Consider the following 15,401-nt stretch of genomic DNA (forward strand, 5'->3'; position numbering starts at 1 on the left):
CAGTCATGTCGGACCCGGCAACCGATCCCATCATCCTGGAACAGCATGGCGCCATCGCCCTGGTCCGCCTGAACCTGCCGGCAAAGCGGAACGCCCTGGTGCCGGCACTGGTCGCCGCGCTGACGTCTATCCTGGACAGGATCGCCGCCGACCGCACCATCCGGGCCGTGGTCCTGACCGGTGCCGGCGGCGCCTTCTGTGCCGGTGGCGATCTGGGCGGGATGGAGGCATCCGATCCGCTGGGCGGCACGGCGATGATGCGGTCCTGTCAGGGCATCGTGCGCCGTATCGCCACCCTGCCGCAGCCCGTGGTGGCGGCGGTGGAGGGGGCGGCCTTCGGCGCCGGCTTCTCCATCGCGCTGGCCTGCGATCTGGTGGTGGTGGGACCCGGCAGCCGCTTCTGCGCGGCGTTCGGCAAGGTGGGGCTGATGCCCGACCTGGGCCTGCTCTGGTCGCTGCCACAGCGTGTCCCCCTGGGCCGGGCGCGGGAATTGCTAATGCTGTGCGACGTGGTGGGCGGAGAGGCGGCGGTCGCCGAACATATCGCCGATGTGCTGGTCCCCGACGCCGAGATACTGGCCACGGCCCTGACGCGCGCACGGCGGCTGGCCGATGCCGCGCCGGGTGCGGTGACGGCGATCAAGCGGGTACTGGCCGCCTGGCCGCAGGGGCTGGACGATGTGCTGCGGGCGGAGGAGGTGGGCCAATCCCTGCTGATCGCCACCGCCGACCATGGCGCCGCCCGGACGGCCTTCTTCGAGAAGCGGCCCGTGGATTTCGAGGGCCGGTGACCGGCGGTTCAAACCGGGGGAGCGGCGACCTGCCCGGCGACGGTGGAGAACGCTGCGCGCAGGACCTGCTTCAGCGGCTCCCACGTCACCAGCGCCTCACAATCGGCCTGGGTGGCCCAGCGGGCGTCCAGCGCATCATCACCCGGCACCGGCTCCCCCGACAGCCAGTCGGCCGTGACATCCACGATGGTGTAGTGGAAGCGCAGCGTGCCGTCCCTGTCGCGGACGATATTGTCCACGGCGGTCAGGATGGATCGCGCATGGGCGACCACGCCCGTCTCCTCCCGCACTTCCCTTACCGCCGCCTCGAACAGCGTCTCGCCCAGTTCCTGCGACCCGCCGGGCAGGGACCATTCACCATAGCCGGGCGGCTTTCCGCGCCGGATCAACAGGACCTGCCCGTCCTTCCAGACCAGACAGCCGACGCCGACGCGGGGATGGGTGGGGGGAAGGTCAGACATGGTTAATTTTCAGCCCCTGGATTGACCAGCGTCAAGGCACGAACGCCGACGCGATCCTATCCTGCAGGCGAGAACGGGCGAGAAGGGATTTGTGTCATGGCGACCATCACCCTGATCCATGGTCATCCCGATGCCGGGAATGGCCACCTGCTGGATTTGCTGGCCGATGCCTATCTGGACGGCGCCCTGTCCGCCGGGCACAGCGTGGAGATGCTGCGGCTGAACGCGCTGGATTTCCCGCTGATCCGGTCGAAAAAGGAATGGGAGGAAGGGTCCGTCCCGCCCGATATCCAGGCGGCCCAGGGCGCCATTCTGACCGCCGACCATCTGGTCTTCCTGTTCCCGCTCTGGCTGGGCGATGTACCGGCCTTAATGAAGGCCTTTCTGGAACAGGTGGCGCGGCCGTCCTTCCTGCTGACCGACCCGGAAAAGGGCTTTGCCAGCGCCCGCCGGCTGGCCGGATGCAGCACACGCAGCATCGTGACCATGGGCATGCCGGCCCTGCTCTACCGGCTCTATTTCCTGTCACACGGGGTGCGCAGCTTCAAACGCAATGTCCTGGGCTTTGCCGGTCTTGGCCCCAACAGTGACACGCTGATCGGCATGGTGGAGAACATGCCGGCGGAGCGGCGCGACCGGCTGATCAAGCGCATGGAGGCGCTGGGGAAGGCAGGGGCGTAGGGCAGGCGCCGCAAACAGCGCCTGCCCCCACACGTATCAATACATGTGCTGACCGCCATTGATGGACAGGGTGGAGCCGGTAATGAACCCGCCCTCGTCCGCCACCAGGAACAGCACGCCACGGGCGATTTCCGACGCCTGACCCAGGCGGCCCACCGGCACCTTGGCGACAATCTTCTTCAGAACGTCGGCCGGCACGGCGCGGACCATGTCAGTGTCGATATAGCCGGGCGCGATGGCGTTCACGGTGATGCCCTTGGCGGCGCCTTCCTGGGCCAGGGCCTTGGTGAAGCCATGGATGCCCGACTTGGCGGCGGCATAGTTCACCTGGCCATACTGGCCGGCCTGGCCGTTGATGGAACCGATATTGACGATGCGGCCGAAATTACGCTCGCGCATGCCGTCGATCACGGCGCGGCAGGTGTTGAAGCAGCTTGTCAGGTTCGTCTGGATGACGGCGTTCCACTGCTCGAAGCTCATGCGGTGCATGGTGCCGTCGCGCGTGATGCCGGCATTGTTGACCAGGACGTCAACCGGCCCCAGTTCAGCCTCGATCTGCGCCACCGACGCCTTCACGGCCTCGAAATCCGAAACGTCGAACTTATAGGCCTTGATGCCCGTGCGTTCGGTGAATTCCGCGGCCGCCGCGTCATTGCCGGCGTAATTCGCGGCGACGATGTAGCCGGCATCCTTCAGCGCGACGGAAATCGCCTCGCCGATGCCGCGCGTACCACCCGTCACCAATGCCACTCGTGCCATTTGTTTCCCCCGTTGCTGTGGCCTTAAGGCCGGCTGAAAATAACTGAATGATATACTGACGGCAGCGTGCCGCCTTGATGTGCCTCAGGTGTCCGAATCCCTGAAAGCGAACGGGGGTGCTTTTGGCACCCCCGCTTAAACCTGGCCTCAGTCGCGTTCGACGCAGAGGGCGACGCCCATGCCGCCGCCGATGCACAGGGTCGCCAGACCCTTCTTGGCATCGCGTCGGATCATCTCATGCAGCAGGGTGACCAGCACGCGCGCGCCCGACGCGCCGATCGGATGGCCCAGCGCAATGGCGCCGCCATTGACATTGACCTTGGCCGGATCAAAGCCCAGATCGCGGTTGACAGCGATGGCCTGGGCCGCGAAGGCCTCGTTCGCCTCGATCAGGTCCAACTGGTCGATGGACCAGCCGGCCTTGCGCAGCGCCTCGCGGCTGGCCGGGATGGGGCCGGTGCCCATGATGGTGGGATCGACGCCGGCGGTGGCCCAGGACGCGATACGGGCCAGCGGAGCGACGCCACGCTTGGCGGCATTGTCGGCACGCATCAGGACCAGGGCGGCGGCGCCGTCATTGATGCCAGAGGCATTGCCGGCGGTGACGCTGCCCGTCTTGGAAAAGGCGGGGCGCAGCTTGGCCAGTGTTTCGATGGTGGTGCCGTGCTTGGGATATTCGTCGGTATCGACGATCACGTCGCCCTTGCGGCCCGCGACCGTCACGGCGGCGATTTCATCCTTGAAGCGGCCTTCCTTCTGGGCGGCCTCGGCCTTGTTCTGGGAGGCCACGGCAAACGCGTCCTGCTCCTCCCGCGTGATGCCGTACTTGGCGGCCACATTCTCGGCCGTCTGGCCCATGTGGTAGTTGTTGAAGGCGTCCCAGAGGCCGTCCTTGATCATGGTATCGACCAGGGCCGTATCACCCATCTTGGTGCCGCCACGCATATACATGGCGTGGGGCGACAGGCTCATGCTTTCCTGACCGCCGGCCACCACGATGTCGGTATCGCCCAGCAGCAGCGACTGGTACCCCAGCGCGACGGCGCGCAGGCCGGAACCGCAGATCTGGTTGATGGCATAGGCGGTGCGGCCGGACGGGATGCCGGCGGCAATGGCGGCCTGACGGGCCGGGTTCTGGCCCAGGGCTGCCGTCAGCACATGGCCCAGCACCACCTCGTTCACTTCCGCCGCGTCGGTCTTGGCGCGTTCCAGGGCGGCGCGGATGGCCACTTCGCCCAGCTTGTGCGCGGGCACCGACCCGAGCGCGCCGTTGAACGCGCCGATCGGGGTGCGGGCCGCACCGGCAATTACCACTTCGACCATGGTTCCTCTCCTCACACGTGCGGGGTCCGGATCCGGCCCCTGCTTGTCGCCATCACCCCGGAAGCTTAGGCGGAAGGGACCCGGCCACGCAAGCGACGGGTCCACGACAGCCCTGACACAACCGCATTATTGCACTGCAACATGGTCGATGGACAGGCTGGTTTCCGGCGGCTCCGCTTGTTTTCCGGGGCTTATCCGGGGGAAGGTCAGGGTAAAAAGCGCCCCGCCCTGGGGGGCTGCCCCCACCCGCACGGTACCGCCCATACGCACCGTGACGATATTGTAAAGAAGGTGGAGACCCAGGCCCGATCCGCCCATGCCGCGTTTCGTGGTGAAGAACGGTTCGAAGATGCGGGGCCAGAGGTCGCGGGGAATGCCCTTGCCGTCATCGCTGTAGGCCAGTTCGACCATGTCCCCGTCCAGCCGGCGCGCCGCCAGCCGCAAGGTGCCGCCGCGCCGCCCGTCGGGATAGGCATGGACGATGGAATTGATCACCAGATTGGTGACCACCTGCGCCATGGCACCGGGATAGCCATCCATCTCGATCCCCTCGGGCAGGGCCATCTCCACCTTGTGCCCGGCATGGCGGATGCGGGGCGACAGGCTGGCCAGCACCTCACCCACATAGCTGCGCAGGTCGAACGGGCGGCGGGCGTCGGACGACTGGTCCACCGCCACCTCCTTGAAGGACTGGATCAGTTCCGCCGCCCGCGCGGCGTTTTTTTCGATCAGGGTGGCCAGTTCGTCCACCAGCTTCAGATATTCGTCGAAGGTCGACCGCCGCAACTGCCCCTGCGCCGCCAGCGCCAGGATCTGCGCCGTCTCCGTGCGCAGTTGCGAGGCGCCGGTGACGGCCAGTCCCACCGGCGTGTTCACCTCATGCGCTACCCCGGCCACCATGGAACCCAGGCTGGCCATCTTTTCCTGCAGGATCATCTGCGCCTGGGCGTCACGCAGGTCAACCAGGGTCTTTTCCGCCCGGCGGCGACCTTCGATGGCGGCGTCGCGTGCCTGGGCCAGCATGCGCCGCGTCTTGGTCCGGGCCGATTGCGACGACAGGTTGGCCAGCACCAGCAGCAGCAGCGCCGTCAGCAGGAAGGCGAATCGGCTATGGATGTCCGGCGGCGCCTCGCCACTGTAAAGCTGCCACACATAGGTGCCGGTGATCACGGTCAGGAAGCCGCCGAAAAAATAGAGGATGGCGCGGTTGCCGCCGAAATTGCCCGTGGTGGCCAGGGCCGTCAGGAACAGCGGCACCAGCGGCGATGCCACCCCGTTCGTGTAATGCAGCAGGATGGCGATCAGGCTCAGCCCGGCCAGGTTGTTGGCGATGGTGATTTCATGGAAACGGCCCGTCATGCGGACCAGCACCAGATTGCACGCCACCAGCACCGCATAGGCCGCCCAGGTCAGGCTGACCGGATCGAACGGCCCCTCGTTCACGGCCCAGATGGCATAGAGCACCAGGATGCCGACCAGGATCAGCAGGGTGATGCGGATGAAGGCGCGGGCACGCAGCAGCGCCTTCTCGTCAACGCCGGCCTGACGCATCGCGACGGGAAGGAACGTGTCCGTCAGCGCGCGCAACGTCTTTCCAGGCCAGGACCGCCAGCCACCAGCGCCCATGCGAAAGCCCTCCGACAGCCGGTTGCCCCGCCATGATGCTGGCGGAACTCCACCGAAAGCTCAATGGGGTACGCGACGGTTCGCCGGCTGGTCCCTGCCCGTCCGGGCCTATCCCGCCAGGGATGCCGCCAGAACCGTTTTCACATCCTCCAGCGTCACATCGGCGCAGCGGAACGCCTTGCCGATGCCGCGCGCCAGAATGAAGGTGACGCGCCCGTCCTTGACCTTCTTGTCCTTGGCCATGTGGGCCGCCAGCTTGTCCGCCGTCCAGGTCCCGCCGCCCAGATGGGCCGCCGATACGGGCAGGCCGACCGATGACAGATGCGCCCTGGCCCGCGCCAGATCCCCGGCCGGGCACAGGCCCATGCGCACCGACAGGTCAAAGGCCATGACCATGCCGATCGCCACCGATTCCCCATGCAGCAACGCGGTGCCGTACCCGGCCTCCGCCTCCAGCGCGTGGCCGAACGTATGGCCCAGATTAAGAAGCTCGCGCAGGCCCGATTCCTTTTCGTCCTGGCCCACGATATCGGCCTTGGCGGCGCAGGAGACGCGGATCGCCTCCGTCAGCAGGGCGTCATCGCCATCGACCAGCGCCTTGCCATTGGCTTCCAGCCAGGTGAAAAAATCCGGCCGGTCGATCAGGCCGTATTTCACCACCTCGGCATACCCGGCCAGAACCTCGCGCCTGGGCAGGGTCTTCAGGCTGTCCGTGTCGGCCAGGACCAGGCGCGGCTGATGAAAGGCGCCGATCAGGTTCTTGCCATGGCGGCTGTTGATGCCGGTCTTGCCACCCACGGAACTGTCCACCTGGGACAGCAACGTGGTCGGCACCTGGATGAAGTCGATGCCGCGCAGGGCGATGGCCGCCGCGAAGCCACCCAGATCGCCCACGACGCCGCCGCCCAAAGCCACCAGCACGGTCTTGCGCTCGATCCCGCGCGACAGCAGGGCGTCCATCACCTCGCCCAGCTTTTCCATATCCTTGCTGGCCTCTCCCGACGGGACCACGATCGGGTCCAGCACCCGCGACCCGGCGGCACGCAGGCTGTCCAGCAGCGGGGAGAGATGCAACTCGGCCACGGCACTGTCGGTCAGCACCACCAGCGGGCGGTTGCCCACGGCATCACGGATCAGGGTGCCTGCATTGCGGATCAGGCCCGGCCCGATATGGATGTCATAGGAACGGTCACCCAGGGCGACGGGGACGATGGTGCTCGGGCTGGTCATGATCGGTTCCGGCAATCCTTGAAACGGCAGTCAGGCGGCACTGCTGTCGGTATCACCCAGCCATTGGCGAAGGGCGACGACGACGCGGTCGGTGGTCACATCGGGCGGGCTGTCATCGCTGTCCACGGTAAGGTCGGCCTGGGCATAGACGGGGTAGCGCACCTCCATCAGCCGGGCCAGAACCGCGCGCGGGTCACCATGGCGCAGCAGCGGCCGATGGTCGCGCCGGGCGGTACGGTGGACCAGAAGGTCCAGGTCGGCACGCAGCCAGATGGAGATGCCGCGTTCCCGGATCACATCGCGGGTGGCTTCGTCCATAAAGGCGCCGCCGCCCGTGGACAGGACCTGCACCGGCTGGTCCAGCAGCCGGGCGATCACCCGGCGCTCCCCATCGCGGAAGCCCGCTTCCCCGAACCGGTCGAAGATTTCCTGAATGGTACAGCCGGCGGCCCGTTCGATCTCATGGTCGGCATCGACGAAGGGCAGGCCCAGTTTGGCCGCCAGCCGCTTGCCGATGCTGGTCTTGCCGGCCCCCATCAGGCCGATCAGCACCAGTGTCTTGGGGATGGGCAGCACCGTCACGGACATGGGCTCCAACGTCCAGCTTGCCGGCCCCACAATGGGCGTAGCCGGGATGGCGGATGGTGGCGCGATTGCCAGCCCCTGGCATGGGCGCTATGGTGCGGGCAAGGCCACCGGAACGGACGTTTCCATAGCACGAGGGGGTGGGTCCACCCAACCCTGGGAGCCAAGGGAAAAGCGGAACCGGAACCGGTCGCCGACGCATGGCTGGACCCTCCATCCATGCGGCACACCTGTCACCTTCGCGTTCGGGAAGCCTTTTTCCATGAGCATGCTGTTGAAGATTCTGCTGCTGGTCGTTGTTCTTGTCGGTGTCGGCGGTGTCGCCGTGCTGGCCAGCGTCGACCTGCCCGCCCCTACGCAGCCGGTGGAACGGGTGATCCCGAATGACCGCTTCAAGTAACCGCCACCGCCTGGGCGGGCTGACGGCACTGGCCCTGGTCCTGCTGGCACCGGCCGTTCTGGCCCAGCAGAGCCCCGCGCCCACCGGCGCGCCCCTGTCGCTGTTCCCGCCGCCGCAGGCCACGCAGCCCATGGCGGAACCGGCCCCCGATCAGCCGGTCGGGGAAGAGCTGGCGGCTCCGCCCGCCACCGGTGATGCCCGTTCCCCGCGCGGCGTGATGGTGGAGGAACTGAAGGCGCAGGACCCGGAACTGGCCGGCACGCTGGGCCCCGACAATGGCGGCCTGCCGGCCGACCTGTGGCACGGCCTGCCCCGCGCCGATGTGGAGGCGCTGGTCGCCGGCATTCCCGCCGGTCTGACCAGCCCCGCCCTGCGCGCGGCCGCCAGCAGCCTGCTGCTGACCTCCGCCGACGGATTGGGCAGCGGGGAAAAGACCCGCAATTTCGCCGCCCTGCGGGCAGAGGCGCTGCTGCGCATCGGCAATGCCGATGGGGCCGACGCCCTGCGCAATGTGGCGCCCGCCGTGCTGGAGGATGAGGGGGCGGCCCTGGCCTGGCTGGAGATGCAGTTCTTCGCCGGCAACCGCCAGGCGGCCTGTGATCAGGCGCCGGGCCTGCTGTCGCGGTTCCAGCATCCGGTCTGGCAGAAATGGCAGATCGTCTGCCAGGTCGCCAATGGCCAGACCGATGCCGTCTATCTCTCTCTCGACCTGATGCGCGAACAGGGCGACAAGGACGACCTGTTCGCCCGGCTGGCCGAAGGGGTGGTGGCCGGCAACAAGACGCCGGTCAAGGGCGTGCTGGAACCGACCGCCACGCAACTGGCCCTGATCCTGGTCTCCGGCCGGCCCTTCCCGCCGGAAACCAAGCTGGCAGGTCCGGGCCCGCTGGCCGCGCTGGCGCGGCTGACCAGCCTGCCGCTGCCGCAGCGTCTGGCCGCTGCCGAGCGTGCCCTGGCGCTGGGTGGGCTGGACGGGGCCGGGCTGCTGTCCATCTATGAAAGCGTGCCTGACGCGGATGCCAAGCTGCTGACCGTGGCGACCGCCAAGAAGCCGACAGCGCTGCTGCGCGCCCAGGTGTTGAAGGCGCTGCGGGCGGAGCCGACGCCAGCGGCCAAGGCCGGCCTGTTCAAGGTCGCCATGCTGGCCAGTTCCACCGAACAGCAGGCAGGCGCCTATGGCGCCCTGCTGCTGGAGGAGGCGCGGCAATTCCGCCTGACAGTGGGCTTTGCCTCCATCGCCCCGCTGGTCGCCCGCCTGCATCTGCTGCAGGGGGAAAAGACAGCGGCCCTGCCCTGGATCAATTTGGCCCGCGACGATTTCAACGCTTCCAAGGATGAGGGTGCTTTTGCCCGGCTGTGGCCCCTGGCAGCCGCCCATGATCTGGTTCGGGAAACGGATTTCGACCGCGCCCGCTGGATCAGGGATCTGGGGGGCGAGAGCGCCCGCGACACGGCCGATGGGGTGCTGATCCTGCTGACCGCCCTGCATGGCGGCAAGGATGCGCCCCTGCCGCCGCTGGCTGACGGGTCGGCCCCGGCGGGGCAGGTGAAGGGGGCGGTGCTGCTGGATGCCGTCAATGCCATGGGCAAGGATGGACCCATCGGCACGCCGGCCCTGGATCTGTCTGAAATCCTGATCAATCTCAGCCGTGCCGGCCTGCCCGAGCAGGCCCGCCGCATCGGCGCGGAGGCGATTGCCGGCCTGTTGCGGCCGGGGGCGTAAACCATGGCGGATGCGGGCACAAAACCGGCAAAGGCGCGGCCCGGGCGGCCGCGCAAGGCCGCGGCCCCACCGCCGCCCTGGGTCGATGCCTTCCTGGACATGATGGTGGCGGAACGGGCCGCCTCGCCCAATACGCGCGATGCCTATCGCCGAGATCTGGTGGATGCGGCCCATTTCCTGGCCCAGGCCGGGCTGTCCCCGCTGGACCGGGCGTCCAGCGATGATCTGCGCGCCTACCTGGCGCATCTGTCGGCCGACCGGATCAAGGAGAAATCGGCCGTCAAGACGGTGGCCCGCCGCCTGTCCTCCCTGCGCCAATATTACAAGTTCCTGGTATCGGAAGGACAAAGGGCGGAGGACCCGGCCAGCGTGCTGGACACGCCCAAGCAGGGCCGGTCGCTGCCCAAGATCCTGACGGAGGCGGATGTGGCCGCCCTGCTGGCAGCGGCGGCCCGGCTGGGCGCGCCGGAAGGGCGGCGGCTGAACGCCCTGCTGGAGGTGCTGTACGCCACGGGTCTGCGCGTATCGGAACTGGTGGGCCTGCCCATGAACGCGCTGGGCCGCGACGGACGCGCCCTGATCGTGCGCGGCAAGGGCGGCAAGGAACGGCTGGTGCCGCTCTCCGCCCCCGCCCGCGACGCCATCGCCGCCTATCTGCCCGACCGGCCGTTCTTCATGACCAAGGGGCGGGAGGCCAAACAGCAGGTCTTCCTGTTCCCGTCCCGCGCCACCTCCGGCGCGCTCACACGGCAACGGTTCGGGCAGTTGCTGAAGGATCTGGCCATCATGGCGGGCCTGGACCCGGCCAAGGTCAGCCCGCACGTCCTGCGCCACTGCTTCGCCACCCATCTACTGGACCATGGCGCCGATCTGCGGTCGGTGCAGAAGATGCTGGGCCATGCCGATATCGGCACCACCCAGATCTATACCCATGTGGTCAGCGAACGCCTGCGCCAGACCGTGGAACAGCATCATCCGCTGTCCGCGGCCAAGCGGCGCTGATCCGTCCTATCCCCGCCCCTCGCGCCGCCAGGCCAGGACCAGCATGCCCAGGGCCAGCAGCAGCACGGGCAAGCCGGGCAGCAGCGGGGTCTGCGTCACGCCCGTGACCACATGGTCGCCATTGCCGCGCAGGCCCAGCCAGCCGGAACCGGCGGCATCGCGGTCGGGACGCACGCGGCGGATGCCGGGCACCTGTGATCCGTCACCTCCCAGCCAGTAGAAGCCGCCACCCGTGGCCTTCAGCGCCGGGGTCAGCGGTTCGGGGGTGGAGCGCACATCGGCCAGTTCCGGCGGGTTCACGGCCCCCACAACAGCAACGGCCGATTTCTCCCCATCCGTGACGCGCCAGATGCCGGGTTCGGACGCGATCAGCGTGCCCACGGCCTGACCATTGCCCCCGTCGCGCATCTCCACCTGCTGGGCCAGATCGGCGGGAGAGGTGACGGTGAGGGGCCTTGTATCGGGTTCCAGCGACCGGCGGGTGATGGTGATGCGGCTGCCATCCACGGCGGTGCGCAGGTCGTTTTCCTCCAGCTCCGGTTCCTTCATCAGCCAGTGGGCCAGACGGCGCAGCAGTTCCGCCTGCGGTCCCCCGCCCTCAAACCCACGCGACCAGAGCCAGAAATGGTCCGACGCCAGTTGCGCCACCCGCCCCTGGCCCACCCGGTCCAGGATCAGCAGCGGGCGGCCTTCGGCACCGGACATGACCACGCTGCCCTTGTCCGCCGTCACGTCGATCTGCCGCATCCAGCGGCCCCAGGGGCCCACCCCGTCGGCGGCATCGGTCAGGCCCGCCGTCACGGGATGGCGTTTGCCCAGATCGGTCACGGTGGGCTTGAACGGTTCCTCCATCACCCGCCCCGTGGGCTCGGCCGGCAGGACAGTGCCGATGGGGGAACGGTAGAGCGACATCGGCGTGGCGAAGGTGGGGCCGCTGGCCTCCAGAAAGGCGCCGCCCTTCTCCACATACTCGGCGATATTGGCCAGGTACATGTTGTTGATGACGCCGCGTTTTTTATAGCGGTCGAAGATGATCAGGTCGAATTCCGACAGCTTCATCTCGAACAGTTCGCGGATCGGGAAGGCGATCAGCGACAGCTCACGGATGGGGGTGCCATCATTCTTTTCCGGCGGTCGCAGGATGGTGAAATGCACCAGATCGACGGCGGGATCGGCCTTCAGCAGGTTGCGCCAGGTGCGCTCACCCGCATGCGGCTCGCCCGAGACCAGCAGCACGCGCAGCCGGTCGCGCACGCCATTGACCACCACGGCAGCCCGGTTGTTGGCCAGCGTCAGCTCGCGCCGTCCCGCCTCGGCCGTCAGTTCCACGATGTTCAGACCGCCATGGGACAGCGGCAGGGTGATCGGCACCTCCTGCCCCACAGGCACCGACATCATCATCGGGTCCTGCCCGTCCTGGCGCAGGGTGACACCGGCCAGATCATCACCTCCGCCGCCGGGCAGATCATCGACGCGGATGGTGAAGGTGATGTCCTTGCCCACGATGCCGAAGCTGGGCGCCTGCACGATGGTCAGGCGGCGGTCACCCTCATCCTTCTCCCCCGTCAGCAGGGCGTGGACGGGGCCGAAATCAGCCAGTGACGGCAGGGACGCCGCCACATCATGCACCTGCCCGTCGGTGATCAGGATGGCCCCGGCCAGGCGCCCGCGCGGCACGTCGGAAACGGCGCGGGTCATGGCCTCCATCAGGCGGGTTTCCTCCACCTCCGTGCCATCCGCGCCGCCACCGGCACGCACCACCCGCACATCCAGGTCGGAAAAGCGGGACAGTTTTTCGCGCACAGCGGATGCTGCCTTTTCGGTGCGGGCGGTACGGTCGCCGATCTTCTGACTGGGTGACTGGTCGATGACGACGACCGCCACATCCTTGATCGGCTCCCGCTTCTCCGTCACCAGCGACGGATTGGACAGGGCCAGCAGCAGGACCGTCAGCCCGGCCAGCCGCCACCAGCCGCCCCGCGCCCGGCGGTACAGCCCGTATCCCGCGATCAGCGCCGCCAGCACCGCCAGCGGCAGCAGCGCCGAAAGCGGGATCAGCGGAGCAAAGGCGATATCCTGGCCGATCATTGGCCCAGCCTTTCCAGGATGGCGGGCACATGCACCTGATCGGCCTTGTAGTTACCCGTCAGGGCATACATGACAATATTGATACCGACACGATAGGCAATTTCCCTCTGCCGTTCCGGACCCGGAACGACGGGATAGAGGGGGCGGCCGCGTTCATCCATGGCCCAGGCGGCGGCCCAGTCGTTCGATCCGATCAGGACGGAGGACACACCGTCATTGGACGCATTATCCTCCCGCGCCTCGGCCCACAATTCCCCCCCGCTGTAGCGGCCGGGAAAGTCGCCCAGCAGGTAGAAGGCCTTGGTCAGCACATGTTCGGCCCCGACCGGGGCCAGCGGCGGGATGTCCAGCCCGCGCAGCAGCGCCTCCAGCGCCGGGCCGCCCGGCCCGTCGCCGGCGGACGGGGTGCGCGTGTCGATCAGCACCATGCCGCCCTGGCGCATATAGGCGTTCAGGTGGGTACGCGCCGCCTCCGACAGGCTGGTCTGCCCCTCCGTCACCGGCCAGTAGATCAGGGGGAAGAAGGACAGGTCGTCATTCTCCAGATCCACGGGCATGGCGCCCGCCATGTCCACGGCCGTGCGGTCGGCCAGCACCCGGCCCAGCCCTTCCAACCCCGCCTTGCTGACATTGTCCACCGCCCCGTCGCCGGTGCGCACATAGGCCAGCCAGTTCTGGGCCGTCGCCTCGATCGCGCGGGCATCGTCGGCGTGCGCATCGCCAAAGCAGAGGCCCGCCGCCAGCAGCAGCGCCAGACCGGCAGCCGTCCCCCGGCCCAGGCCTGGCAGGCGCGGCAGCAGCCCGCGCAGCGACAGCGCGATCAGCAGATCGATCAGGCCCAGGATCAGCGCCATGGTCAGCAAGGTCGGCTTCAACTCGGTTTCGGTGCCGCCAGCGTACAACCCCTTGGGCACGCCCGCCAGCAGCGCATCGGGCGTGGTCATGGCGGGAACCGAAGGGGACAAGTTCAGGGCGCGGGGCGATTCGGCCGGCCCGTAATAGCCCGGCGGGTGGCGCGGCCCCACGGCCCCGCCCAGATCGCCTGCGGCCAGCGGAAAGGCGGTGCCCGGCGGGTCGGTCAGGTGGCCATAGCCGTCCAGGATGGCGCGCGGGGCCAGCACGCCCGCGGCCTCCCCCCCCTCCACCCCGGCGGAAAGGGCGACGACCCGGCGCAGCATGTCGACATAAAGGCCCGACAGGGCCAGATTGGACCAGTCTGGCCCGGCACTGGTATGGACCAGCACCAGGGCGCCGCGCCCCCGCCGTTCGGCGGTGACCAGCGGCGTGCCATCGGCCAGCCTTGCCCAGGTGCGGGGCGCAAGGTCGATGCCGGGTTCGGCCAGCACCTGCCGCTTCACCGTCACATCGGCAGGAACCGTCAGGCCGTGGAAGGGGCTGTCATCGGCAAAGGGTGCCAGTCCGGCCGGATTGTCCCAGGACAGCGCCCCGCCCAGTGCCCGCCCGCCAGCCCGCAGGGGCACGGGGATCAGGGCATCGGCATTCTGGGCCAGACGCGGCCCGGCAAAGCGCAGCAGCACCCCGCCGCCATCAATCCAGGTCTGAAGCCGCGCGATTTCCACATCGGCCAGCGACCCGACATCGGCCAGGATCAGGACCGACAGGCTGCGGTCCAGCAACTCCCCGATCTCCCCCTTGCGCAGTTCGGCATAGGGGGCGAGCGCGCGTTCCAGGTAATAAAGGTCGGACAGAAGCGGCTGTTCACCATTGGCCCGGCCCGACACCAGGCCCACGGGCCGGCGGCGCCAGCGTTCATCGGTCAGCAGGACGCTGCCCGCGGTATCCTGGCCTTCCAGCCGCAGGGTCGCCAACTCGTTGCGCAATTCGGTGGGAAGGTCCAGCGCCACCTCAACCCGCCCCTCTCCCGCCGCCAGCGTGGCGGTGGCGGCCCCCAGCAGGCGGCCGTCGGCCCCCTGGGCCCGCAAGGTCACGGGCAGCGGCAGACCGGTATCGGACCGTTCGACCGGCACACGCAGGCCGGTGCCTTCCAGCACGGGTTGCCGGATCAGCAGGGCCGGACGCTCCGCCCCGTCGCCCCGCACCTCCATGGCGCCCAGGCGGCGCAGAAGGGTGACCATCTCCGCCGCCGCCGGATCGGCGATGCCGGTCGGACCGGCCGTCACGACCCCATCGGTCAGCCAGACGATGTAGGGAGAGCCTTCCGGTTTGAAACTTTGCAGCGCCCTGACGGCCCCGGCCCGGTCCACGGCCCAGGGCAGCGGCGCCAGGGTCTGGGCCACCCGTTTGGCGGCACTGGCCGGCATCGGCCCCGTCAGGGCGGGCGCGTCGCCATTGGCCGATGGCGCGGTGGCCAGCAGGCTGACATGGCGCCCCTGCCGGTCGGCCTGATCAATCAGATTGTCCATGGCGGCCAGCCGCGCCGGCCAGTCCCGCGCCGCCGCCCAGCCATTATCGACGACCAGCAGCAGCGGCCCGCCACCGGGCAAGGTGGCCGCCGGGTTCAGCAACGGGCGCGACAAGGCCAGGATGACCAGCGCCGCCAGCAGGATACGCAGGATCAATATCCAGAGCGGCGTTCGGTTGGGCGTCTCCTCCCGCTGCACCAGATCGGCCAGCAGGCGGATGGCGGGGAAACTGACGGTGCGCGGATTGGGTGGCGTGACCTTCAGCAGCCAGTAGAGCAGCGGCAGCGCCACCAGCCCCAGCAGCAGCCAGGGGGCGGCAAAGGCGATGGGACCCAGGTTCAGCATGGC

General features: G+C 68.4%; 13 protein-coding genes. 5 read left to right on the top strand and 8 right to left on the bottom strand.

Annotated features, from left to right (window positions below):
- The first annotated feature begins 5 nt into the window (after positions 1 to 5).
- Positions 6 to 791 carry an enoyl-CoA hydratase/isomerase family protein gene (locus KBA48_RS03975; protein ID WP_292903697.1) on the top strand — a complete coding sequence of 262 codons (786 nt, stop codon included), beginning with the start codon at positions 6 to 8 and terminating at the stop codon, positions 789 to 791.
- A gap of 8 nt (positions 792 to 799) precedes the next feature.
- On the opposite strand, the gene KBA48_RS03980 is transcribed toward KBA48_RS03975, so the two are convergent.
- On the bottom strand, positions 800 to 1,252 hold the full coding sequence (locus KBA48_RS03980; protein WP_292903698.1) for an NUDIX hydrolase: 453 nt from the start codon (positions 1,250 to 1,252) through the stop codon (positions 800 to 802).
- 96 nt (positions 1,253 to 1,348) lie between these two features.
- Here KBA48_RS03980 and KBA48_RS03985 point away from each other — a divergent pair, with 96 nt between their 5' ends.
- Positions 1,349 to 1,933: an NAD(P)H-dependent oxidoreductase gene (locus tag KBA48_RS03985; protein ID WP_292903699.1), complete on the top strand. Its 585-nt coding sequence runs from the start codon at positions 1,349 to 1,351 to the stop codon at positions 1,931 to 1,933.
- Positions 1,934 to 1,969: 36 nt separating this feature from the next.
- On the opposite strand, the gene phbB is transcribed toward KBA48_RS03985, so the two are convergent.
- The 5 genes from phbB to KBA48_RS04010 all read right to left on the bottom strand — a co-directional run bounded on the left by phbB (position 1,970) and on the right by KBA48_RS04010 (position 7,459).
- Positions 1,970 to 2,692: an acetoacetyl-CoA reductase gene (gene phbB / locus KBA48_RS03990; protein WP_292903700.1), complete on the bottom strand. Its 723-nt coding sequence runs from the start codon at positions 2,690 to 2,692 to the stop codon at positions 1,970 to 1,972.
- 147 nt (positions 2,693 to 2,839) lie between these two features.
- Positions 2,840 to 4,015, bottom strand: coding sequence for an acetyl-CoA C-acetyltransferase (locus KBA48_RS03995; protein WP_292903701.1), 1,176 nt, complete (start codon positions 4,013 to 4,015; stop codon positions 2,840 to 2,842).
- A gap of 126 nt (positions 4,016 to 4,141) precedes the next feature.
- A complete protein-coding gene (locus tag KBA48_RS04000; RefSeq protein ID WP_292903702.1) occupies positions 4,142 to 5,641 on the bottom strand; it encodes a sensor histidine kinase in 1,500 nt (499 codons plus the stop codon).
- Positions 5,642 to 5,749: 108 nt separating this feature from the next.
- Entirely contained in the window at positions 5,750 to 6,871 is a 1,122-nt protein-coding gene (gene aroB / locus KBA48_RS04005) for a 3-dehydroquinate synthase (RefSeq protein ID WP_292903703.1), read from the bottom strand.
- A gap of 30 nt (positions 6,872 to 6,901) precedes the next feature.
- Complete coding sequence (locus KBA48_RS04010; protein ID WP_292903704.1) at positions 6,902 to 7,459, bottom strand: shikimate kinase; 558 nt, start codon at positions 7,457 to 7,459, stop codon at positions 6,902 to 6,904.
- Between the two features lie 259 nt (positions 7,460 to 7,718).
- Here KBA48_RS04010 and KBA48_RS04015 point away from each other — a divergent pair, with 259 nt between their 5' ends.
- Genes KBA48_RS04015 through KBA48_RS04025 form a run of 3 tightly spaced genes read left to right on the top strand, consistent with a single transcriptional unit; the run spans position 7,719 to position 10,581 of the window.
- The gene (locus KBA48_RS04015) at positions 7,719 to 7,856 is read left to right on the top strand and encodes a hypothetical protein (RefSeq protein WP_292903705.1); all 138 of its coding nucleotides are present in this window, start codon (positions 7,719 to 7,721) and stop codon (positions 7,854 to 7,856) included.
- Positions 7,840 to 9,579 (top strand): hypothetical protein, encoded by a 1,740-nt coding sequence (locus KBA48_RS04020; protein WP_292903706.1) that lies wholly within the window; start codon positions 7,840 to 7,842, stop codon positions 9,577 to 9,579. Before KBA48_RS04015 ends, KBA48_RS04020 begins: the two co-directional genes overlap by 17 nt.
- Before the next feature lie 3 nt (positions 9,580 to 9,582).
- Positions 9,583 to 10,581: a site-specific tyrosine recombinase XerD gene (locus tag KBA48_RS04025; RefSeq protein WP_292903707.1), complete on the top strand. Its 999-nt coding sequence runs from the start codon at positions 9,583 to 9,585 to the stop codon at positions 10,579 to 10,581.
- 6 nt (positions 10,582 to 10,587) lie between these two features.
- Here the strand turns inward: KBA48_RS04025 and KBA48_RS04030 are convergent, their stop codons facing one another.
- Together KBA48_RS04030 and KBA48_RS04035 are read right to left on the bottom strand one after the other, a co-directional pair.
- Entirely contained in the window at positions 10,588 to 12,669 is a 2,082-nt protein-coding gene (locus tag KBA48_RS04030) for a hypothetical protein (protein WP_292903708.1), read from the bottom strand.
- Positions 12,666 to 15,398 carry a DUF4159 domain-containing protein gene (locus KBA48_RS04035; protein ID WP_292903709.1) on the bottom strand — a complete coding sequence of 911 codons (2,733 nt, stop codon included), beginning with the start codon at positions 15,396 to 15,398 and terminating at the stop codon, positions 12,666 to 12,668. The genes KBA48_RS04030 and KBA48_RS04035 overlap by 4 nt, the downstream gene beginning before the upstream one ends.
- Positions 15,399 to 15,401: the final 3 nt, after the last annotated feature.

The organism is Niveispirillum sp. (assembly GCF_017996735.1).
Taxonomy (GTDB): domain Bacteria; phylum Pseudomonadota; class Alphaproteobacteria; order Azospirillales; family Azospirillaceae; genus Niveispirillum.